This window comes from Rhodococcus sp. IC4_135 (assembly GCF_011602025.1).
GTDB classification, from domain to species: Bacteria; Actinomycetota; Actinomycetes; order Mycobacteriales; family Mycobacteriaceae; genus Rhodococcus_F; species Rhodococcus_F baikonurensis.
The window spans coordinates 569,319-590,673 of the sequence record NZ_JAAOLG010000001.1 but is presented as its reverse complement, the minus strand read 5'-3'; the positions used below and the strand labels follow the sequence as shown (position 1 = coordinate 590,673).

General features: G+C 61.6%; 19 protein-coding genes. 10 read left to right on the top strand and 9 right to left on the bottom strand.

All coding sequences use genetic code 11. The annotated features are described in order from the left end of the window. Complete coding sequence (locus tag G8767_RS02925) at positions 1-2,520, bottom strand: LuxR C-terminal-related transcriptional regulator (RefSeq protein WP_166809279.1); 2,520 nt, start codon at positions 2,518-2,520, stop codon at positions 1-3. A 364-nt stretch (positions 2,521-2,884) separates the two neighbouring features. On the opposite strand from G8767_RS02925, the gene G8767_RS02920 reads away from it, so the two are divergent. Then, positions 2,885-3,886 (top strand): helix-turn-helix domain-containing protein, encoded by a 1,002-nt coding sequence (locus G8767_RS02920; RefSeq protein WP_206028917.1) that lies wholly within the window; start codon positions 2,885-2,887, stop codon positions 3,884-3,886. A 50-nt stretch (positions 3,887-3,936) separates the two neighbouring features. Beyond that, positions 3,937-4,362, top strand: a complete 426-nt coding sequence (locus G8767_RS02915) for a hypothetical protein (RefSeq protein WP_166809278.1) — start codon at positions 3,937-3,939, stop codon at positions 4,360-4,362. A 538-nt stretch (positions 4,363-4,900) separates the two neighbouring features. On the opposite strand, the gene G8767_RS02910 is transcribed toward G8767_RS02915, so the two are convergent. The 3 genes from G8767_RS02910 to sthA all read right to left on the bottom strand — a co-directional run bounded on the left by G8767_RS02910 (position 4,901) and on the right by sthA (position 8,323). Beyond that, positions 4,901-5,746, bottom strand: a complete 846-nt coding sequence (locus tag G8767_RS02910; protein ID WP_124567825.1) for a class I SAM-dependent methyltransferase — start codon at positions 5,744-5,746, stop codon at positions 4,901-4,903. 110 nt (positions 5,747-5,856) lie between these two features. Further along, complete coding sequence (locus G8767_RS02905) at positions 5,857-6,759, bottom strand: hypothetical protein (RefSeq protein WP_124567643.1); 903 nt, start codon at positions 6,757-6,759, stop codon at positions 5,857-5,859. 151 nt (positions 6,760-6,910) lie between these two features. Next, on the bottom strand, positions 6,911-8,323 hold the full coding sequence (sthA, locus tag G8767_RS02900) for a Si-specific NAD(P)(+) transhydrogenase (protein WP_007733953.1): 1,413 nt from the start codon (positions 8,321-8,323) through the stop codon (positions 6,911-6,913). A 471-nt stretch (positions 8,324-8,794) separates the two neighbouring features. Between sthA and G8767_RS02895 the strand changes: the two genes are divergently transcribed. From G8767_RS02895 to G8767_RS02870, 6 genes are all read left to right on the top strand, one after another. After that, positions 8,795-10,291, top strand: coding sequence for a condensation domain-containing protein (locus G8767_RS02895; protein ID WP_166809277.1), 1,497 nt, complete (start codon positions 8,795-8,797; stop codon positions 10,289-10,291). Continuing rightward, positions 10,224-11,690, top strand: a complete 1,467-nt coding sequence (locus G8767_RS02890) for a condensation domain-containing protein (RefSeq protein WP_166809276.1) — start codon at positions 10,224-10,226, stop codon at positions 11,688-11,690. Before G8767_RS02895 ends, G8767_RS02890 begins: the two co-directional genes overlap by 68 nt. After that, positions 11,690-13,072, top strand: coding sequence for a condensation domain-containing protein (locus tag G8767_RS02885; RefSeq protein ID WP_166809275.1), 1,383 nt, complete (start codon positions 11,690-11,692; stop codon positions 13,070-13,072). Before G8767_RS02890 ends, G8767_RS02885 begins: the two co-directional genes overlap by 1 nt. A 68-nt stretch (positions 13,073-13,140) precedes the next feature. After that, positions 13,141-13,602, top strand: coding sequence for a MarR family transcriptional regulator (locus G8767_RS02880; RefSeq protein ID WP_166809274.1), 462 nt, complete (start codon positions 13,141-13,143; stop codon positions 13,600-13,602). Beyond that, a complete protein-coding gene (locus G8767_RS02875) occupies positions 13,599-14,027 on the top strand; it encodes an organic hydroperoxide resistance protein (protein WP_003939720.1) in 429 nt (142 codons plus the stop codon). The genes G8767_RS02880 and G8767_RS02875 overlap by 4 nt, the downstream gene beginning before the upstream one ends. After that, positions 14,024-15,031 carry an NADP-dependent oxidoreductase gene (locus G8767_RS02870; RefSeq protein WP_095968727.1) on the top strand — a complete coding sequence of 336 codons (1,008 nt, stop codon included), beginning with the start codon at positions 14,024-14,026 and terminating at the stop codon, positions 15,029-15,031. Before G8767_RS02875 ends, G8767_RS02870 begins: the two co-directional genes overlap by 4 nt. 78 nt (positions 15,032-15,109) lie before the next feature. Here G8767_RS02870 and G8767_RS02865 read toward each other — a convergent pair whose 3' ends face one another. The 4 genes from G8767_RS02865 to G8767_RS02850 all read right to left on the bottom strand — a co-directional run bounded on the left by G8767_RS02865 (position 15,110) and on the right by G8767_RS02850 (position 17,870). Continuing rightward, positions 15,110-15,985, bottom strand: a complete 876-nt coding sequence (locus G8767_RS02865) for an oxidoreductase (RefSeq protein ID WP_166809273.1) — start codon at positions 15,983-15,985, stop codon at positions 15,110-15,112. 51 nt (positions 15,986-16,036) lie between these two features. After that, entirely contained in the window at positions 16,037-16,990 is a 954-nt protein-coding gene (yidC, locus tag G8767_RS02860) for a membrane protein insertase YidC (protein WP_166809272.1), read from the bottom strand. A gap of 113 nt (positions 16,991-17,103) precedes the next feature. Beyond that, positions 17,104-17,409, bottom strand: coding sequence for a DUF6412 domain-containing protein (locus G8767_RS02855; RefSeq protein WP_206028806.1), 306 nt, complete (start codon positions 17,407-17,409; stop codon positions 17,104-17,106). Next, entirely contained in the window at positions 17,382-17,870 is a 489-nt protein-coding gene (locus G8767_RS02850) for an alpha/beta fold hydrolase (RefSeq protein WP_346842953.1), read from the bottom strand. Before G8767_RS02850 ends, G8767_RS02855 begins: the two co-directional genes overlap by 28 nt. A 251-nt stretch (positions 17,871-18,121) precedes the next feature. On the opposite strand from G8767_RS02850, the gene G8767_RS02845 reads away from it, so the two are divergent. Together G8767_RS02845 and G8767_RS02840 are read left to right on the top strand one after the other, a co-directional pair. Further along, positions 18,122-18,568, top strand: coding sequence for a C40 family peptidase (locus G8767_RS02845; RefSeq protein ID WP_235170177.1), 447 nt, complete (start codon positions 18,122-18,124; stop codon positions 18,566-18,568). Positions 18,569-18,758: 190 nt separating this feature from the next. Continuing rightward, positions 18,759-18,995, top strand: coding sequence for a hypothetical protein (locus G8767_RS02840; RefSeq protein ID WP_095968722.1), 237 nt, complete (start codon positions 18,759-18,761; stop codon positions 18,993-18,995). On the opposite strand, the gene G8767_RS02835 is transcribed toward G8767_RS02840, so the two are convergent. After that, positions 18,970-21,330, bottom strand: a complete 2,361-nt coding sequence (locus tag G8767_RS02835; protein WP_166809270.1) for a LuxR C-terminal-related transcriptional regulator — start codon at positions 21,328-21,330, stop codon at positions 18,970-18,972. The two genes, G8767_RS02840 and G8767_RS02835, sit on opposite strands and share 26 nt — an antisense overlap. Positions 21,331-21,355: the final 25 nt, after the last annotated feature.

The following is a 21,355-nucleotide window of genomic DNA, read 5'->3' as shown; positions in this document are numbered from 1 at the left end:
TCAGTCCTGCCCACTGCCGAGGAGGTTGTGTCGGTGCGCTGCCGCGACGGCCTCTTCCCGGGAGTGCGCACCGAGTTTGCGATACAAGGCTCGGAGGTGACTCTTCAACGTGTTGTTGGATACGAACAACTTTCGTGCGATCTCACCGATCGGAATACCGAGGTCCAGTTCCACGAGAACGTCCATCTCCCGTTTTGTCAGTTGGACCCGAACGATGGCCGCCGGATAAAACTGCGGCGCTTCGGATTCGAGAAAAGCTGTGACGGCACCGCTCGGGCCGTCGGCCCGCTCCTCGAGTTGCCTGATCAGATCACGCGGAACAGTCGCCAACGCCGACAGGACACCCGAGGTTTCAAGTATTCCGCAAGCCTCCTCCCACTGGCTCGCAGCCGCGGCGATGCTGCCCAGTTCACGGAGCGCCGCGCATTCGATCAGCAGGGATTCGAGGCGATACCGTGCGAGATACTGCCCACTCCAGTCGATTCCGCGACACATTTCCAAGGCCTGCGACGGGGATCCCGTCAAGAGATGCGCGCGAGCGGACGAGACCGCGACGACAGCGAACGTGTGCGCGGCGGCAACTGATTCTTCCAGCGCCTTCGTCCCCTCTCCCGACGCCAACAGGAGATCGATCCGCGCTGCGGTGAGAAGGGCGTCACCGAACGATCTGTCGCATGGATTCACGTGGCCGTCAGTTGCCACCGCGCGCTGCAGAGAGATCAAGCCCGAGAACGGGTCGGATTGCAGCAGAGAAAATCTGGTGTATGCGTAGGCCGCGAATGCCCACAGGTCACCTGGCGGGGTGATCTCGGCGAGCGCGTCCATCGCCGCAGCGCCCGCATCTCTGTCCAGGCGGTCGTACGCCACCAACGCACGTGCGATCGCTCCGCCCATGTGCGAAGGCGGTCCCAACCATCCCGAAACATCTGGATGTGTACGTTCGAGGCGAAGCCACTCGGTCGTGTGCGCGACGTCGCCGATCAACGCGGAGTTGAGTGCTGCGTTGCCTGCTGCGTGCCGCAGGACGAACGCCGGGCCATGCTCCACGGCACCTTGATACGCGAGACGTAGTTCCACTGCGGCGTCACCGAGGTCGCCGGTCAATTGATGTGAGACTCCCCAGATGAGCCGCAGTGCTGGAAGCTGAGACCCCAACGTGCCCAACGACTCGTCGCCGAGTCCGTACACGACGTGTGCCAACCTGCGTGTGATCTCGGTAGAGCGTTGGTACTTACCGGATGTTCTCAGCACGACGGATTGGACGGTCCCGACGTTCAACAAGCTGTGCGCATGCGGACTGCCACCTATCGCACGCAATTCCGCCGGTTCCGTCGGCAACGAATCGCCGTTGATCAACTGCGGCCTCAGACGTGATTCGAGCAGGTCACGCCCCACCAGAATCGAAGAGTTCGAACTCAGTACGTCGCCGGGTATCGATTGCAACGCAGTCCGGACCAACCCGGTGTGATCGACCAGAAGATCGGCCCAGTGACGCTCGAGTATGTCGAGCACCCTGGTCCACTTGCGTCCGTCCAAGGCGTAGTGAACGGCACCGGCTATATCCGAAGTCCCGAGAGCGTGATCGACGAGAACCTGAAAGGGATCTTCGAATCCATCCCCTTGTTCGGTCCGTATCTGCATGAATGCCAGGCGAACTGACGGCGCAAAGTACCAGGACGGTTCCCCCTCGAGACCATTCCGGAAGATCAGACCGAAAGACTCGAGCAAGTCCAATTTGCCTGCCACGTCAAGATCGTCGGACAGGACACGAGCGATCTCCGGCGTCACCGTGCGGGCAGCGGCGATCGTAGTCGCGAAGTCGAACAACTCGAGCGACTTGCCCGATCGAGGAGCGGTCCGACTGACGTACGCGCGGATCGCCTGGTCCACTCGCTGCTGAACGCGTTCACGTCCACGGCTCGGTTCACTCAGCCCCGCAACCGCACTCAGAGCAACCTTCATCAGCACTGGAACGCCGGCAACGCGTTCACAGATCGAATGGACGATGCCCGAAGGAAGGTGGATCCCGGCCTCCGCGAACAGAACTGTGGACTCGTCGAGCGTGTACCTGAGGTCGTTCGCGCACAGGTACTCGTCCACGCGGACGTCCTCGAGCAAGTCCGTCGCAGATCGATCCTGCAGTGTGACAATCACTTTCAACCCGGTAAGCCGTACGATCAGATCCACGATTCGGCGTCCCACCTCGTCACCCTCGACCAGGTCGATGCGGTTGAACACCAACACGAATGGAGCGGGCGACGAATCGAGTAGTGATTCGATTGCCCCCACCGGATCCTCGTGCATTCGTGGCGGGGCCTCGAGTGATTCCAGCGAATCCCGAATCACTGCGAGCGCGGTGTTCCAGTACTCGAGGGGAGTCATCCGAGTCGACGGCGCCGGCACCCAGACAACCGGTCTGTTCGGCACCTGCCCGAGAGTCGTGAGCCACAGCGCGGCGAGTTCCGTCTTGCCGAACCCACGAGGCGAATCGATGACCGTCAATCCCGCCGAGCGTTCCATCAATCCGAGCAGGCGAGGACGAATCGCCGTGGCTCCGCGCCCAGCGAGCCGCCTTTGCAGCGTGCCCCGTCCTCGAGGATTTCGCTTTGCTCGAGATAGCTGCGATCGATTCGAAGGGGACGTCATGACGGCCGACAAACGAGCAGTCGATCCCCGCCGAACTCGAGATTTCGTTCGAGCATCGAACTCCCAACCCGTCCACCCATAACGAACAACATAGACAGAATCGCCGCGACGCGCGAGCACTGGCCGTCTCACAAATACGCCCGATTTGTCTCATTATGTGGGCTCGGTCACTATTGACGATTATTTGCGGGAGAGTGACTGCGACCTGCGGGATCTGACATATCATGCCCGCGTGTCGATGAATTCCGCCCGCATCCGCGTGTCGACTCGATCGGTTGATCCGGAGGACGCCGACGACTTCTGGCGCAGCGCGACACGTCCGTTCTTCGTCACCGACCGGATTGACCCCGACACGCCTCTCGAAGGCTCGATCTCAGCACTTCCCATCGGGTCCTCGTTGATCGGTCGAACAACCTTCAACGCGCAGAAGTACACCCGAAACAACCGGCTGATCGCCGAGAGCGGACTCGACGATCAATACATGGTCCAGGTCGTCCTCGACGGGCAGCTGAGCGGCAACGCCGACGGAGTCGATTTCGTCGCACGTCCAGGAGATGTCACATTCTTCGACCTCGGGCGTACATGGACCGCCGACGCGGAGGCCGAATCGACAGGGCGCACCATCACGCTTCTCGCACCGCGCTCCCTCGTCGAGGCGGAGTCGAAGGGTCGCTCTCTCCACGGGACGGTACTGCGCGGAGTTCCTGCCGTGGTGCTCGCTCAGTGCATGCAATCGGTCGTACTCGCGCTACCGCATCTCGATCCCGGCGCAGCAACCGGTTACGAGGACGTCGTGGCGTCCCTGCTTCGTGTCAGTTTGGGTATCGCCGAGCCTGACCTGTCGCCGCGGCCCGATCGCTCCCTCCGAGATCGCGCCTACACCTACATCGCCGAACATCTCTCGGAGAGCTGGCTCGGCCCGACATCGATGTGTGGGGCCTTGTCGGTCTCGCGAGCACAGCTCTACCGCGCATTCGCATCCGACGGCGGAATCGCTCTTGTCATACGGCGGAAGCGCCTCGAACTCGTCTACCGCGAGTTGACCAAAGCCGAAACGCCGAACGAAACGATCGAAGCGTTGGCCCGGCGATGCGGCTTCACGTCGACATCCCAATTGGCGCGCGCGTTCAAAGACTTCTACGGGATGACCCCGAGCCAAGCCCGTACCCATGGCCGGCGCACGATCGGGGACCCGTCGATAGCTCGCCTGCAACGCCGACTCCAGTTCTTCAACCCCTGAATTCTCTCTGCTCGAGGGTCTTGAGAGTGGGCCTGTGTTCTAGTTGATTCATGAGCTGGATCGACAAGGAACTGTGCGTGGCCGCGCTGACCGGCGCGGTCACAGGCGTCGCCGTGATGATCCCGCTGGTCAGCGATGAAGCATGGTCCTGGGTGGGCCTTTTCATACCCGCATTCATTGGAGCACTGGTCGGACTCGTAGTCGGCTCCAGCGCGGTTGCAGGCGGGCACTGTGCCCTGAACTCCGGCCACAGATGGCCGGCACGCACAGTCCCTCGCTGGAAACACCGGTTTGCTGCGTGTTCGACCCTGGCAGTGACGTTACTGGTAGCCGGAGTATTCACGGCGCCCGTCATCGCTTCAGGTGACCCGGTGCGAGATGACGCAGGGTTCCCGACGTCTCTGGCCGTACTGGCGGTAATCGCCGCAGTTACGTACGTGTTCGCCTACGTGCTCGGCCCGGACCGGCCCTCCTAGCCCCGGTAAGGACCTCGCCTTCATCACGATTCCGCCCCGAACCGCGGTAGAGATCAAAAACTCCACACCAGGCACGAGCTCAGATCACTTCAGCTGGAAAGGAATTGAAGAACAAGCTTCTCGATACCTTCCGAAATGACCTTGGTGAGGGCTGTGAAGTCGTTCGACCAACGTTGAATGTCCAAGCTGCTCATTACTTTCCTCCGGTCTACGACCAGGTGACTGTGACCGCACAACGTATGCGAGGCATCGGTCGCGCATGAGAACTATCTGCGAAAATGCGGTTTCCGTTACCGCTGGACCGACCGAACAGCGACGCAGGTTCAGTCGAACCTGCTGTTGCAGATTCGTCGAACGGTTGAAACAACGCCGAGCAGAGTTCGAACGAAAAACAGTATCCGCCAAAAGTATTAGCTCGAAAGAACTACGATCCGGCAGGCAGCAACCGGGACAAAGCCATCCGACGATCACGCACGAAATACGTCCACGCCACTCCAGGAATCATTCGAAGACTCCCAGGGGATCGGATCGGATCTGCTCACTCATTTCGCTGATTTCGTCTGGCGACGATGGCGAAGTTCAAGGGGATCCGCGGATAGCGGCTCGGCAGAGTCCATCCGTTGGGGCATGGAACGAGTTCGGGGAAGGCCGGCCAGTCCATGTAGGGAAGTTCCGAAACTGATTCGATATGAAGACCCGCATCCAGCAAGGAACCAATGACCTCGCCTAGGTCGTGACGCCATTCATGGTTGGTGACGTGCGCTATCTGTCCGTCGGAGTCCTCGGTGTAGGTCGCAGAGTCTTCGTACGAACGCACGCCGCCTCCGGAGAGGTAGTCGTCGGTGATCGTCCATGGTTCGAATGCCATTGCGCCGAGGATCGGATGGTCGTCTCGGATCTGAAACACTCCACCCGGCTCGAGCAGGTCGTGGATCGACTTAGCCCAAGAGGCGAGTTCCGGCAACCAGACGATGGTCCCGGCGCTGGTGACAATCGTGTCGAAACGTCGGTCGATCAGCGTCGAAGCGAATCGCGCATCACCTTCCACCCAGGTGATCCGGCGGTTGTCCGCCTGTGCGATACGAGTTGCGTGGTGCAGAGAGTTGGGCGAAAGATCGAGCCCGTGCACGTCCACAGCACCAAGTCGCGCCCAGGAGATGGTGTCGATACCAATGTGACACTGCAAGTGCAGGAGCGAGCGATCCCGCATTCCTGACGCCGGCAGATGCGGAGCCAGACTCGACAGATCGTTCTTCACGACGGTGGAAATGGCCGCTCTGTTGGCGAGAAACCCTCCGACGTCATACATTTCGGAGCGCACATGCACCTCGGCGCGATCATCCCAATTCGCTTTGTTGCCTGCGATGGCTTCGTCCTCGTGCATCGCTTCTCTCCCGCGCATCGCTGCCCCTCCGAGTTCGGCCTGAACCGCCTTTCTAACACGTCTGTGGTTCTGCTCGCGGTCGTGTTCTCGCAGACACTTTCGTTACCGCATCAGACGCTCACTTCTTCGGCGGGTTTCTCCTCGTGGCTCGCCGCGCCGAAGACAGCCACGGCGACGGCGCCAGCGATCGCTCCGATGAAGCCGACAACGGCAAGCCATTCCAGGCCCGGTCGCGACGCGTCGCCGAGCACCACGACGCCGACGATTCCCGGAACCACCGTCTCGCCGACAACCAGAGCCGCTGTCGCGCCGTTGACGGATCCCAGTTGCAACGCGACCGTGTGCAGATAGAAACCGCCCAGACCCGAGACGAGGATTGCCCAGCCGGCCGGATCGCGGAGCATCGTGCCGATTTCGAACGGATCGATTCCGTAGACCACGCGTACGGCAATGGCCAGACAGCCGAACAGCACACCCGAGATCAACCCGGCGACAACTGCTGCCCGTGAGCCCAACCATCGGATCAAGCCGATGCCGATCGACAAGATCAACGCCGAGCCCACGAGGACACCCCAATGGACGGCGTCGTTGGAACTCCCGCCGCCCGCGTGACCCGACGACAATCCGAGCAGCAGGAGCGATCCGATCACCGCGGCGATCGCGAACCAGTCACGACGACGCAACTGGATGCCCAGGACCACGGTCCCCAGCACTGCCGTGATGACGAGATTGGCGCTGACCACGGTCTGCGACAAGAACAGTGGAATGAGCCGCGCGGAGATGGCACTACCGGCGAATCCGACTGCATCGAGCACGGTGCCCAGGATGAACGACGCAGTCAGCGCGGCGGCGAAGGTCGAACGCAGGGTCGGGCCACCCGACGCCGTCACGTGTCCGGCCTCGCCTCGCTGCTCGGCGGCAGCTGCCGACTTGCGCGCACCGTACGCCTGCAGCACCGATGCAACGCCGTATCCGACGCATGCCACGATCGCGGCAATCAGTCCGATCAGCATCGAAATTCCACACGAAGTTCCAGGGCAATGGTCATAGGGATAGACCCTGCCCTATTTCCCCAGGCCTGACATCACCCTCAGGTATTCGAACAAGTGCTACCCGAGAAGTACACCGACCGACCCTGACCGGTACCTGGGGACACACCGACCCCTAGTGGAATTGCTTGAGAGCCCTGATCTTGTTCATCACGTCGAGCGCCGCCACCTTGTACGCCTCGGACAGTGTCGGATAGTTGAAGACGGCGTCGACAAGGTATTCGACAGTCCCGCCGCACCCCATCACCGCTTGGCCGATGTGCACGAGATCCGTTGCACCCGAGCCGAAGATATGAACACCGAGCAGTTTCAGGTCATCCGTCGACACCAGGATCTTGAGCATCCCGTAGGTGTCGCCTGCGATCTGCCCGCGCGCGAGTTCACGGTATCGGGAAACCCCGACCTCGTACGGCACCGATTCCTTGGTCAGATCGACCTCGGTCGCGCCTACGTACGACACCTCGGGAATCGAGTAGATGCCGATCGGCTGCAGATCCATCAGCTTCGCGCCTGGTTCGTCGAAGGCATGGTAGGCCGCGAGTCGACCTTGATCCATCGACGTCGCCGCCAACGCCGGGAAGCCGATGACGTCACCGACGGCGTAGATGTGTTCGACCTTTGTGCGAAAATTGTCGTCGACGTAGATACGGCCGCGTTCGTCGGCTTCGAGCCCCGCGTTCTCCAGCGCGAGCGGCGCCGTGAGGCCTTGCCGTCCAGCCGAGTACATCACGGTCTCGGCGGGAATCTGCTTGCCGCTGCGCAGCGTCGTAAGCGTTCCGTTCGCTCCGACGTCTACGGCCGTCACTTCCTCACCGAATCGGAAAGTGACCGCCAGATCGCGCAGATGGAACCGAAGCGATTCGATGACCTCGGGGTCGCAGAAGTCCAGCATCGACGTTCTCTTCTCTACGACGGTGACCTTGGTGCCGAGTGCCGCGAACATCGACGCGTACTCGATACCGATCACTCCCGCGCCCACCACGACCATGGTGGTCGGGATGGAGGTCAGATCGAGGATTCCGTCGGAGTCGAGCACACGGTGGCTGTCGAAGGACACCCCCGCCGGGCGGGCAGGCAACGTTCCGGTCGCGATCACCACGAATTTCGCCGTGATCGTCATCTTGTCTCCGCGCGAGGCGTCCTCGACGAGGATGGTGTGCTCGTCGACGAACGAGCCGACCCCTACCAACAATTCGACACGGTTGCGCAGGAGTTGAGATCGCACGACTTCGATTTCCTTGGTGATGACATGCTGGGTTCGCGCCAGTAGGTCGGCCGGAGTGATGTTCTCCTTGACGCGGTAACTCGCGCCGTACAGTTCGCGTTGGTTCATCCCGGTGAGGTAGAGAACCGCCTCGCGCAACGTCTTCGACGGAATGGTGCCGGTGTTGACGCACACTCCCCCGAGCATGTTGCCTTTCTCGACCATCGCCACCCGTTTACCCAGCTTGGCGGCCGCGATGGCAGCCTTCTGCCCGCCCGGGCCGGAGCCGATCACAACCAGGTCGTATTCCATCGGATCAGTCATCGCTTACAACTACCGTCCGCATACGACCGGCAGATGCCGAGCATGTCAATACTCGGTGAACAATCCGCGCACCGAAGGGGCACGATGGCCGTACACGAACCCTGTTGTCATTGAAAGAGATACAGCCGAATCCCTACGAAAATTGCTACACACAAACATATTCCGGCATTCGCATACGCACATTCTTCGCCATCCGGCGGAATTCACAACGATCTATTGAAATTTGTTTCACCACAGAGTGATTGATCGATCAACTGACAGGTGACCAGGGCCGTAAACCGGATGTCCAGTATTCGAATTGTCCGAAATAACGAGCGGAATGTTCCTCGTCACATCTCGCCTCGAAGCAGTTGCGCGGAGTCTCAGGTCGCGTTCTACTTGCCTTGACTAATCATCTGTCACTCTCGGTTACAAACATCCGCCCCGTTCACGATCCCCACCTTTCACCATCTCGAGAGATCAGGTTTCCCAATGGAATTCACGGAACTTGCCGACTATCCCCTACCACCCGGGACCGTCACCGAGTGGACTCCCGGCGCGGTGAATCCGCCCTCGCAGTGGCCTGTCGACCAGCGCCCCGCCAGCTACATCCACGAAGCACATCTGAAACATGCCGAGCAGATGAAACGGCAGGAGCGCTACAAGATCGACGGGTGCGCTCCGTCGTGGCTGGGTACCTCGTTTCGCATCCACGACAGACTCGACCGAAGGATCTGGGCAGCCGCTCTCGATCTCTGGATCGATCGCCACGAAGTGCTCCGAACACACGTCGCCGTGGAGGCCGAAGCGATAGTCCGACGCACCGCGGGGCGTGGGGACGTCCGGATTTTGGGTAACGACGTCGGACATCTTGCGTCCTCGATGTCCGTCTTCACACATCTGCAGCAACTGCTCGACCGATCGACCGATCCACTTGTCTGGCCTGCGTATCAGTTCGCGACGATTGAAGGTCCCAACCACTTCACCGTGGTTTTTGCCGCTGATCATGCTCTGCTGGACGGATACTCGGTGGCGTTGACCGCGCACGAACTGCAGACGATCTACCGTTCGCTGAGCGAGGGAAGTCATCCCTCACCGCCGGAGACCGGAAGCTACATCGACTTCGGCACCAGGGAACGAGATCTCGTGGAACACGCGGACTGCTATCACCCGGCGGTGCAGACGTGGCGCGAGTTCTACGCGCAGGGCGAGGCTCCGTACTTTCCATCGCTACCCGAACCGGTCGTCGGACGCCGCGTCCCTCAACAGAGCCTGTCCGCTTGGCTTCTGAGCGCCCGGGGCGCCGAACGCCTGGCAGAAGCGAGCAAGCGCAGCAACCAAGGTTTCCTTGCCGCGATACTCGCGTGCGCAGCCAAGGTGACCGGAGATCTCACCGGCGCAGACGAATTCCGCGTCGTCGTGCCGCAACACACGCGTTCGGAGCTTCGATGGGCTGCGTCGCTGGGATGGTTCATCGGTGTTGTGCCGGTGAGGATTCCGATTGCCCCCGCCGCAACGGTGAACGATCTGGCCCAGCTTGCCGGTGCGGAGATACGACGCGTCCGACCCGCGGCGGCCCTGCCGTATTCGAGAGTGTGCGAGCTGATCGACTCCCCGCATCACCTGCCGTTCGTGCTCTCCTACATGGACGTTCGTCACGTTCCTGGTGCCGAGCAATGGACGAGCTGGCAGACCAGAGGCCTTCGTAGTCGCGATCATTCGGGAACCGACGTCTACATCTGGCTCACACGGACTCCCGAAGGGCTCAATCTGGCCATACGCCACCCGGGCAACGCGCGCACGAGCCGCCACATCCATCAGTTCGCGGGACTCCTACGCCGCGAAATGGAGGACTTTGCCTTCTCGACCGACACATTCGCCCCTCCGACCAAAACCGCTGCACCGATCGAGGAGAACTCTCATGGAAATGACACCCATCGATCTCTGGGCTCCGAAAGCCGGGACGCTCACCGAGTTCAGGCCTACTGAACAGTCCCTGGCGGCGGCATCCGGGGCACCGCGAAGCGACCAACCGCTCTCGTTCCTCCAAGAAGGACACATTCGTACCGCCGATCACAAGCGCGCACAAGGCGTCGACTGGTCACCGTGGATCGGATTCACGGTCACCCTGCCCGGTGATCTCGATCGGGAGGCACTGCGTCGGGCCGTCCAGTCGTTTGTCCTGCGGCACAACACACTGCACAGTTGGTTCGAGGTCAGACCATCCGAAGATGCCGACGGGAGCGGGGTCATCGACCGTCACGTGGTGGATGCATCGACGATCGAACTCACGCCGCACAGCGTCGGTTCTCTGCACACGACCGATGCGGTTCGCGAGCATGTCAGCCGAAGTTTCGCCGGCGATACCAGCCCACTGCAGTGGCCCTCGTTCATCAGTGGCGCCGTCGAGCACGGCACCGGCTTCACCGTCTACTACGGCGTCGATCACTCGCACACCGACGGCCTGTCGCTGATGCTGGGCGTCGAAGAGCTTCGTACGTTGTACATCGCCGAAAGCGCCGGCATCGACGCTCAACTTCCCTCTCCCGGCAGCTACGTCGAGTACAGCGGCGAAGAGCGGGCCTCGGCAGAAAGCCTTGATCTGGCTGCAGCCCCTGTGCAGCAGTGGATTTCGATTCTCGCGGCCAATGCCGGACAACTCCCGACGTTCCCCCTCGACCTCGGCGTCGCGCGGGGCGAACAGACCCGGTCGACCCGCACACACATCGACGTTCTCGACAGCGACGAGTCAGCCGCGTTCGCAGCGCTGTGCAAGTCCCATGGTGTCGGCTTCTCCACGGGGATCTTCGCAGCCCTCGCCCTCACCGAGATCGAAGTTGCCGACAGAGCGAACTACTTCGCGCTCAACGCAGTCGGTACCCGCTCCGATCCGAGATACCGCTACGCGCAAGGCTGGTTCATCAACCTCGTCCCGGTCTCGTTCACGCTGAGTGATGTCACGAGCTTCACCGATGCACTCCCCCTTGCCCACGCTGCTCGCGCAGCAGTGAAGGGACTCGCGGACGTGTCCATTCACTCGGTGATCGCCCAGGTCTCGAAGTTGACCGGATCCGACATCGGCGGAACCTCGGTCCCGCCGATGGTGTCGTACATCGACATGCGCCTGATTCCAGGTGCCGAGCACCACGACGAACTCGACGCGCGCGCACTGGGTGGGCCAGGAACGACGGGTGATCTGTCGATGTGGATCAACAGGAAGGAAGACCGTACGTACGTGATGGTCAGTTTTCCCGATACCGAGCAAGCACACACATCGGTGGATCGGTACCTTCGACACCTCCGCAACGTCCTGAGAACGGTCGCCGATACCGGCGACTACCGTGTCGTTCGTCAGGCGGATGCACGTCAGGAAGTGGAGACCGCCTGATGCACATAACCTTTCTCGACAGGTTCGAGGCACGGCCGGGGCGCATCCTGCAGTGGACTCCGAGCGAAATCTCCACCGGATCGACGTATCCGGTTCCTCCGACCTCGAATCAGCAGCTGCATCTTGCCGGGAGCCGCGGCGATACGACATGGCTCGCTGCCACTTTCGACGTCCCCGGCCCCATCGACACGGACGCACTCAGAGCCAGCTTCGAGGAATGGACGTCCCGCCACGACGCCCTGTCGTGCTCGTTCTCCCAGGCCGAAGTACCGGGTGAATCCTCGGCACTGTTCGTCGACGTCGCCGATATCGGCGACCTGCGCCTCCGTGAGGAAACCGTGGCGGACGCACGAACGCCGGAACAGGTGCGAGAACTCTTGGGCGAGCGCCTGGATCGATGGTGCAATCCTTTTGCGTTTCCCGCGTACTTTCTCGGTGCCATCACCCGCGACGACCAGTCGACAGTGATCTGCGGGTTCGACCATGCCATCTGCGACGGCTGGTCCATGAGCATCGCCATCACCGAGATCAGCACTCTGTATCGCGAATACACTCGGGCGGAACGTGTTCCGATCGCGTCGGACCTATTGCCGGAGCCCGGAAGTTTCCTCAACTACTGCTTCCGCGAATCGGCAACAGCGGATCCAGATCCCGGCGACCACCGCATTGCGGGTTGGCGGTCCTTCCTTCGATCATGCGGAGGTGACACTCCCCATTTTCCCGTAGATCTGGGACTACCCGCCGGAACGTTGTCACCCCAGGGCACCGACACCCGAATGCTCCTCGACGCCGACGAAGCAGAGCTCTTCGACCAGAACTGCGCCGATCATCGACACTCGCCTTTCGGCGCCATTCTTGCGTCGATCGGTTTGGCCACAACACAATTGACCGGCAAGAGGGACACACACCTGCTGTTTCCGGTCCACACACGTCGGGAACCGCGGCACAACCACACCTTCGGATGGCTGGTGGCCAATGCGCCCATCACCGTGACGAGCATGGATAATCTTCACAGCACTGCTCGGGCAGTCAATCTCGCTTTCCACGAGTCACTTTCACTGTCGTCCGTGTCCTCGCGACAGGTGTTGCGAAGCTTGGGTCCCGAGGTTTCGCCCACTCGCCGAGACATCTTCTCGGTGTCCTACGCCGACTACCGAACCATGCCCGGTGGATCTCGCCCCCGCAAATCAGAGTCCCGCGAATCACAGCCTGCGCCGATCAATCCGCAGCAACTCAGTCGCGTGTCGAATGCCGACGACGTTCAGTTCTGGTTCTCGCGCACCCACGACGGTCTGGCACTTCGCACCCGCTTTCCCGCGCCCGCGGCTCGGACGGTGCACACCTTCCTCGCGAGTGTCTCCGAGATCCTGTCGGCTCCGTAGAGCTACAGCCGCATATATTTGACACTTCTTTGTTGTGCACAACTTAACTGTGCGCTACAGTTGTTCTCGTGATCAACCCACTCGCCCTCGAACGCCAGGTCTGCTTCGCCCTCTATTCGGCGTCGCGGGCCACCACGGCTGCGTACCGAGCGATGCTCGACGACCTGGGGATCACGTATCCCCAGTACCTCGTCCTGTTGACACTCTGGGAACGAGACGGCCGCGGGGTGCGCGAAATCTGTGAGGCCCTCGATCTGGATACCGGAACCCTGTCGCCGCTGCTCAAACGGTTGGAGGGTCTGGGTTTCATCGAACGTCGACGCCTCACCACCGACGAGCGTCGCGTCGAGATCCACCTGACCGAGTCCGGTTCCACCCTGCGCAGCAAGGCCGAGGACATCCCGGCCAAGCTCGCGGGCGCCACTGGTCTGAGTAACGACGAACTGACCGAACTCCGAGACGTTCTCACCCGCCTCGGCGAGTCACTTCAAGCATCCAATGCCCACTCCGACGGAAAGAAGAAGTCATGAACATCGTCTACACCGCAGAAGCACTTGCCACCGGCGAAGGCCGCAACGGTCACGCTCGCACCTCGGACGGACGCCTCGACCTCGGCCTCGCCATTCCCAAGGAAATGGGTGGCAGCGGCGAGGGCACCAACCCCGAGCAGCTCTTTGCCGCCGGATACGCAGCGTGCTTCCACTCCGCTCTGCAGATGGTCGCCCGCGCCGAGAAGGCCAACGTGGCTGATTCCGCAGTCGGCGCGCGGGTCGGCATCGGCCCGAACGGCGCAGGCGGTTTCGGACTTGCTGTGACGCTGGAGGTTTCACTCCCCCATCTGCCCCATGACCAGGCCGTCGAGCTGACGGAGAAGGCACACCAGGTGTGCCCGTACTCCAACGCAACTCGCGGCAACATCGAGGTCACCCTCGAAGTAAGTAAGGACGACGAATGAGCACCACCACTGTAAGCCGGGAAATCCGCCTCGCATCACGCCCGAGCGGTTGGCCCACCTCGGAGAACTTCGCCACCGCCGAAGTCGAACTCCCCGAACTCGAAGACGGCCAGATCCTGGTTCGCAACATCGCCATCTCCGTCGACCCGTACATGCGCGGCCGGATGAACGACGTGAAGTCCTACCTTCCGCCGTTCCAGGTCGGCGCGGCGCTCGACGGTGGCGCTGTCGGCGAGGTCGTCGAATCCAAGTCGGCTGATCGCGCTGTGGGCGACGTTGTCGTCCACGGCCTGGGGTGGCGTGAATACGCCATTCTCGACGGATCCGCAGTGACTCCGGCCGACACGTCCATCGCGCCGGCGACGGCCTACCTGGGCGCCCTCGGCATGACCGGCCTCACTGCGTATGCCGGCCTCACCGCAGTCGCGGAATTCAAGGAAGGCGACACCGTATTCGTCTCCGGCGCAGCAGGTGCCGTCGGATCGCTCGTCGGTCAGATCGCCAAGTTGCTCGGCGCGAAGCGAGTGATCGGCAGCGCCGGTTCACCGGCGAAGGTTGCCCGACTTCTCGAACTCGGATTCGACGCGGCGTTCGACTATCACGACGGCCCGATCACCGAACTTCTGGCCGCCGCGGCGCCTGACGGCATCGACGTGTACTTCGACAACGTCGGTGGCGAGCACCTCGAAGCCGCCATCGACGCCATGAACCAGGGTGGCCGGATTGCCTTGTGTGGGGCCATCGCTCAGTACAACACCACTGACAAGCCCACCGCTCCCCACAATCTGGCATTGGTGATCGGCAAGCAGCTCACGCTGCGCGGATTCCTCGTGGGCGGCTACCGCCACCTCGGCGGCGAATTCCGCACCCACATGGCAGGGTGGCTCGCCGACAACAAGATTCAGTGGGACGAGACCATCGTCGAAGGCCTGGAGAATGCACCACAAGCCTTCATCGACCTGATGCGCGGTGCGAACACCGGCAAGATGGTTGTCACGCTGTAACCCGAACAGCATGTAGCTCGAACAGATGTGAAGGTGGCCGCCAACTTCTCGAAGTTCGCGGCCACCTTCATATCCGAATCAGATCCCGTACGAGACTCCGGTCAACTTCTCCGACAAATTCCACAAGCCCGCGGCGGTCCTCGTATCGTGAGACTTCTTGTTCGACCCCACGACCTTCGGATACCCGCGCTGCTCGAACGGACCGTCCGGTCCGATGTAACTGCCGCCGAAAGCATCCGGCGCAGTGGCCGCCCACAGTTCGGGAAGCGCACCCATCTCCGCGGACTGAGCGAAGATCGAATTACCTATCCCCATCAGCTTGTCCTGGATCGACTCGGTATGCCCCTGCAGGTTCGTCGACGCATATCCCGGATGCGAAGCGAGCGCTTTGAGCGGAGATCCCGAAGCTGCGAGCCTGCGCTGAAGTTCGTACGTGAACAACAGATTGGCGAGCTTGGACTGCCCGTAGGCCAACCAGCGGTTGTACTTTCGACGTTCGAAATTGAGATCGTCGAGATCGACAGTTCCAAGCTGATGCAGGGCACTGGACATGGTCACGACCCGGTCGGTGAGTTTGTCCTTCAACAGACCGGTCAAGGCGAAGTGCCCGAGATGATTTGTGCCGATCTGCATTTCGAAACCGTCGACCGTCCGGCGGAACGGAACGGCCATAACGCCGGCGTTGTTCACCAGGACGTCGACCTTGTCCGTTGCGTCGGCGAAAGCTCGTACCGACGACAGATCGGACAGGTCCAACTTACGCACTTCCGCGTTTGACCCGATCTCGGCGGCTACGACGTCGGCCTTCGTGGTGTCCCGACAGGCGAGGACCACGTCTGCCCCGGCTTTGCCCAGCGCTCGTGCGACTACCTCACCCAGTCCGCTGTTCGCCCCCGTGACGACAAATGTGCGGCCGGTCTGATCGACTACGTCTTCTGCGGTCCATTTGGTCATGCTTTCCAGCGTACGTGCCTTACTCGTCGGTAGGGAGGGGCGATTTTCCGGTCATCGCTTGCGCTTGGTCCGGATCGGCTTTGCTCCCGGTAACGGTGCGGCGGCCCTTCGGGGCGCCTGGGTCGCGGCCGTCGAGGATGTCGGCGACAATTCGGCCTCCTTCTGCTCCGCCGCGATGCGTCCGTAGACGAAATGCTGTTGTCCCAACGTCCAGCAGTTGTTGCTCACGAAATAGAGCAGGATCGCAACAGGGGCGAAAGCGCCGAACGCAACCACACCGATCGGAAATACCCACAGCGCAAGTTTGTTCATGATTGCCGTCTGGGGGTTGACGGTTCCGGTGTCCACCTGACGTGCGATGGACGCCCGCGACGTGAAATGCGTAGCGACGGCCGCGAAGATCATCAGCGGTACGGCAACCAGAATGATGGAGATTCGGCTGACGTCGCCGAACGCCTCCAGTTGTGCTGCCGGACTCGAAATCATGGCGGACAACGGCGCGCCGAACAGTTTGGCGTCGAGAAACGACTGCACGTCCGAGGCGCTGAAGAAGTAGTTGGCAGTGTTCGCGTTGTCCGCCACCGACATGGGCTCGGTCGGGCTCAGAAACGGGACGTGGGATGCCGCTCCGGTTCGATTGAATGATCGCAGGACGTGATAGAGACCAATGAACACCGGTGCCTGAACGAGCATCGGCAGGCATCCGAGCAACGGGCTGTAGTTGTGTTCCTTCTGCAGCTTTGCCATCTCGACAGTGAGCTTCTGCCGGTCGCCCGAATACTTCTTCTGCAATGCCTTGATCTGCGGTTGCAGTTTCTGCATCACGAGTTGGGTGCGGACTTGCTTGACGAATGGTTTGAACAGCAAGGCCTTGAGCGTGAAGACCAGAAACACGACCGACAGCGCCCATACGACGCCGTTGTCGGGTGATCCGGAGATCAGTGAGAAGACCTTGTGCCAGAACCAGAGGATTCCGGACACGGGGTAGTAGACAAAATCGAGCATGACGAATAAAACCTCACCGAGAGGCACGCTCCGGCAATCGAGAGCGCGGGAATGGTCGTGGACGCAAGACGTCTGACCGACCTACGGCGAGTTCACTCCCGCCGACGGCCGATCTACAGACCGATTCCGGGTGCTCGAGGTTGCGGACGACCGGGCGCGTCCGGACTGCTCTGCCTACGGAAGGCACCACGCAGGCAGCGCTCGTCATCCGACGGGCCGGTGGCCGCAACCGCACACAGTTGCAGAAGTTCGTACTTCGACGAGGTGGCGAGCGCTGCGACCACGAAGACGGCAATCGCAGTTCCCAGCACCGCGGCGCTGCCCGACGATCCAAGCGGAGGCACTGCGAGAAGCGCGATGAACGGCAGCAGAAGCAGCAACAGTGACCGTGTCACCGTTCCCGTGCTCCGCTGTTGCATGACTGCGAGAGTACAGAACGACCGCCGAATCCAGCTAGGCACCGTTTCGTGAGCGCATTTCCCGACCCGCTGCGTACCGGCGAGGTCGCCACGCCGCACACGATCGCCGGCCGCCTGGTCACTGCGCAATCCGCATGGTCGAACAGAACGCCACCAACCGAGTTCACCAGAACCAAGCGCGCAAATCGCACGGGGAAGTCCCGCGCGAGTGCTGTCGCCACACCGCCGCCGAACGAATGCCCGACGACGGTCACCGGGCCGGTAACTCCGGCGGCGTCCAGAAACCGCGTCATCCACGCCGCATAACCTTCGAAGTGTCGATCGGCTCGGTCCAGTTCAGAGGTGGTTTTTCCTCGGGTGAAGTACCGAACTCGATATTGCCGTGCGCCCGCGGTGCGGCGACGACCGTAGTACCTGCACCGATACCTACTTCTTACTTCTGCCCTTTCTCGAGACGTCACACCTGCCGACACGCCATTCGAAAACAGGTATGCACCCCGTCCACCTGACCGGCGCGAACACGTCGAGGCGACACCAGGCTGTGTGTCACAAGCCGAAGCCCGATCACGCTCAGCCGATACCTGCTTCGGGACGCACCGACGCGAAGGCAACACGAGAAATGTCGCACCACCGATTCACCAGCCCCCGCACGACGAAGAACGCACTCGGAAGGGCGCTTGTCATCGGCGCTCTTTCGCTCACAACCCTTGCCGTGAGCATCGACACCGCAAACGCTCAGGCCCCCTTGCTTCCGGACTGGAACACAGGCGAAGTTTCCGTCGCCACGAATCCGGCAAAGGTGTCGGGTTTCGTTTCCTCGGACGGAGGCCGCGCATTGGCAGCCGCACAGTCCAAGATCGGCGCCCCGTACGTCTGGGGCGCAACCGGACCGGACTCGTTCGACTGCTCCGGCCTCGTGCAGTGGGCCTATGCACAAGCGGGCGTTTCGATTCCACGAACTACCTATGACCAGGCTGTCGGCGGAGCTCCGGTTTCCCGGGACGAACTCCAGCCCGGTGACGTGGTCCTGTACTACGGCGGGGAACATGTCGGGATCTATGCCGGCGGCGGTGACGTCGTTCACGCCCCGACATCGGGCGAGTCGGTCAAACGCGCACCCGTGGACTCGATGCCGTACTACCTCGCCCGCCGTTACTGACATGTTTCACGTCAGCTTGACAAAACGGCCTGGATCGCAACGACATTCGGCCCGCTCGTCACTATCCGAATGCTTGACGCTCCCCCATTGCGCGGAATGCGACGCCATCCTCTCCCCCGCCAGTGCCGTCTGCACCAGATGCCGCGGGGTGCGATTGGACGTAGCGCGGTGCTGCGGAGACGGCACTGTCGTGTCCTGGCGAACGGTTCAGGGCGATCCGACGACGGTTCTCGCCATCGTCGAATTGGACGAGGGACCGTGGCTGTACACGTTACTCACGCAATCCCCACGCACGGATGCGCCCGGACCGCTGCGAGTGTCGTTTCAACGGCGAGAAGTGGGTAAGCGCTATCCGGTGTTCTGCCTGTGCGGCGACGACCGAGGCGCAGTGCAATCGGACGTCAACTCCGGCCTTCTGAAGCTTTGATCTGCTGCGAATCATTCTCCTGCGCAGTCGATACCACCCACGCCGCGATCTGCGCTCTGGAGGTGAATCCCAATTTCGTCAGCACGTTCTCCACATGCCCCTGTGCCGTCCGTGGCGAAATGACGAGATGCTCGGCGATAGCGCGGTTGGTGAGGCCCTGAGCCACCAGTTCCGCAACTTGCTGCTCACGACGGGTCAGTCGGATCGCCTCCGTCGACAGTGAAGCTGAAGCACTGCGACGCTCGTCGAGCGCATAGGCGACGGCTTCACCCTCGGCCATGGCGATTCCTCGGTGAAACTCTCTATCGAAGGCGCTGTCACCCAAAGCCTTTCGAGAACTATCCATGGCATTCTCGCGGTAGCTCGACAATCGCGAGAATCCGGTGAGAGGTTGCCCGATCTTCTGCCAGTACATCGCCGCGGCACCGAGAAGAACCGCTCCATGCTTCCAATCACGTTGTGCCACAGCCGTCCATGCAAGCGGTTCGATGCACCACGCCGCGTTCATCGACGAGCTGTCAATTCGCAAACTTCGCGTCAAATACTCACTCGTGCGCGCGAAGTCGCCCCGAAGCCAAGCAATGAGTCCGAGAAACCCCAACGCGTGGGCCTGATACGTCACTTCGCGCAGTGGCTCGGTAATCTCGAGACACTCGTCGAAACACTCCGCCGACCGCTCCAGCACGCCCGTAAGAATGTAGGCGAGGCCGAGGGTATCCAAACTGATCACCACGTACTGCAGATTTTCGTCGAGCCGAAACAACGTCACGGCAGATTCCAACTTCGCTGTGGCATTGTCCAATTCACCCGCGCATGTGTCGACGTACCCGCCCGCCCACTCCGTCAGAGCTCGCGAGCGCACATCTCCCAGAGCCTCGGCAAGTCGCCGTCCCTCGTCGATCAGTTCGCGGGCGCGAACGAGATCGCCCTGCATCGCATGCGCCGCGGCGTCCACGCACAGGACATCCACCCGAAACATGTCAGGCTCGGAGTCCGCGGCGTTCAGTGTTCGATCAGCCCAATATCGCAACTGGCCGATCAATCCGTCGGACAACAAGAATCTGTACCACGCGGCGAACATACGAGTCGCAGAACGCGCCTCACCAACGGTGGAAATCGAATATTCCAGTGCATCGTACAGATTGTGTTGTTCTCGACCGAGCCGCGCTGCCCACGACGCCTGCCCGCTACTGATCCAGTCGGATTCTGCACGGATGACAAGGCCTTCGAACCAATCACGGTGTCGGCGAGGCAGATCGAGCTGCTCCCCCGTTGAATCCAACTTTTCACGCCCGTACTCCCGGAGCAGATCGAGAAGGTGGTATCGAACGGAGCCGTCGATCTCCTCACGAATGAGGATGGACTTCTCGACCAAACCGGTGACGAGATCGAGTGTTTCCGTCGAACTCGAATCCTGCCCGCACACCCCCTCCGCCGCGTCGAGATCGAACCCACCCGAAAAGACCGACAACCTCCCCCACAACCGCTGCTCCGGTAGCGAACAGAGGTCATAGCTCCAATCGATCGACAATCGAAGGGTCTGCTGACGACTGGGCACGTCTCGTCCGCCATTGGTGAGGAGACGGTACCGATCCGAGAGCCGGTTCATGATCTGCTCCGCAGACATACCCCGCAGACGGGCAGCTGCCAGTTCGATCGGCAACGGCAGTCCGTCCAGGTCTTGGCAGATGCGGGCAACGGTATGCCTGTTCTCCTCGGTCAGCGCAAATCCTGGTACCACCGCTGCGGCTCGTTCTGTGAACAACAGAACGGATTCGTACTGGGCCAGCCCGGTGGACCCGTTCGGGCCCCGAAGAGCCGGCGTCGTGAGCGAGGGAACACGCATCGTCACCTCACCGCCCATCCCCAGCGACTCGCGGCTCGTCGCCAAGATTTTCACCCCGGCGCAGCGACGCAAGATCGCCCCGCACAAGCGGGCAACCGAATCCACCAAGTGCTCACAGTTGTCGAGCACCAACAGCAGACTCCGATCGGCGCAGTAGTCGATCACGGCGTGCAGCGAATCCGACGACGAGACCGGCCGCACCCCCAACGTCAGGGCGACATGGTCCTCGAGCAGGTCCGGATCCGACAGCTCGCCCAACTCCACCAACCAGGTTCCCCCGCTGAACACGCGTTGCAGCGCACCCGCGAGTCTGATCGCAAGGCGTGTCTTACCCACTCCCCCAACGCCGGTCAGCGTCAACAAACGGGACGACTCGAACAATCTTCTGGCATCGGCCAACTCACGCCGTCGGCCGACGAAACTCGTCAGCTCCAACGGCAAGTTGCCGACAATCCGATGATCGGCTTCTGCACGCACAGCGGATGCCATCGACCGACTCGCTTTCTGCGATTCC

Excerpts from the sequence above, each read along its gene's own strand:
- G8767_RS02865 (WP_166809273.1), bottom strand. The coding sequence starts at position 15,985 with ATGACCAAATGGACCGCAGAAGACGTAGTCGATCAGACCGGCCGCACA.
- G8767_RS02875 (WP_003939720.1), top strand. The coding sequence starts at position 13,599 with ATGAACATCGTCTACACCGCAGAAGCACTTGCCACCGGCGAAGGCCGC.
- G8767_RS02920 (WP_206028917.1), top strand. The coding sequence starts at position 2,885 with ATGAATTCCGCCCGCATCCGCGTGTCGACTCGATCGGTTGATCCGGAG.
- G8767_RS02855 (WP_206028806.1), bottom strand. The coding sequence starts at position 17,409 with ATGCAACAGCGGAGCACGGGAACGGTGACACGGTCACTGTTGCTGCTT.
- G8767_RS02885 (WP_166809275.1), top strand. The coding sequence starts at position 11,690 with ATGCACATAACCTTTCTCGACAGGTTCGAGGCACGGCCGGGGCGCATC.
- G8767_RS02910 (WP_124567825.1), bottom strand. The coding sequence starts at position 5,746 with ATGCACGAGGACGAAGCCATCGCAGGCAACAAAGCGAATTGGGATGAT.
- G8767_RS02925 (WP_166809279.1), bottom strand. The coding sequence starts at position 2,520 with ATGGAACGCTCGGCGGGATTGACGGTCATCGATTCGCCTCGTGGGTTC.
- sthA (WP_007733953.1), bottom strand. The coding sequence starts at position 8,323 with ATGACTGATCCGATGGAATACGACCTGGTTGTGATCGGCTCCGGCCCG.
- yidC (WP_166809272.1), bottom strand. The coding sequence starts at position 16,990 with ATGCTCGATTTTGTCTACTACCCCGTGTCCGGAATCCTCTGGTTCTGG.
- G8767_RS02895 (WP_166809277.1), top strand. The coding sequence starts at position 8,795 with ATGGAATTCACGGAACTTGCCGACTATCCCCTACCACCCGGGACCGTC.
- G8767_RS02905 (WP_124567643.1), bottom strand. The coding sequence starts at position 6,759 with ATGCTGATCGGACTGATTGCCGCGATCGTGGCATGCGTCGGATACGGC.
- G8767_RS02915 (WP_166809278.1), top strand. The coding sequence starts at position 3,937 with ATGAGCTGGATCGACAAGGAACTGTGCGTGGCCGCGCTGACCGGCGCG.
- G8767_RS02870 (WP_095968727.1), top strand. The coding sequence starts at position 14,024 with ATGAGCACCACCACTGTAAGCCGGGAAATCCGCCTCGCATCACGCCCG.
- G8767_RS02890 (WP_166809276.1), top strand. The coding sequence starts at position 10,224 with ATGGAAATGACACCCATCGATCTCTGGGCTCCGAAAGCCGGGACGCTC.
- G8767_RS02835 (WP_166809270.1), bottom strand. The coding sequence starts at position 21,330 with ATGGCATCCGCTGTGCGTGCAGAAGCCGATCATCGGATTGTCGGCAAC.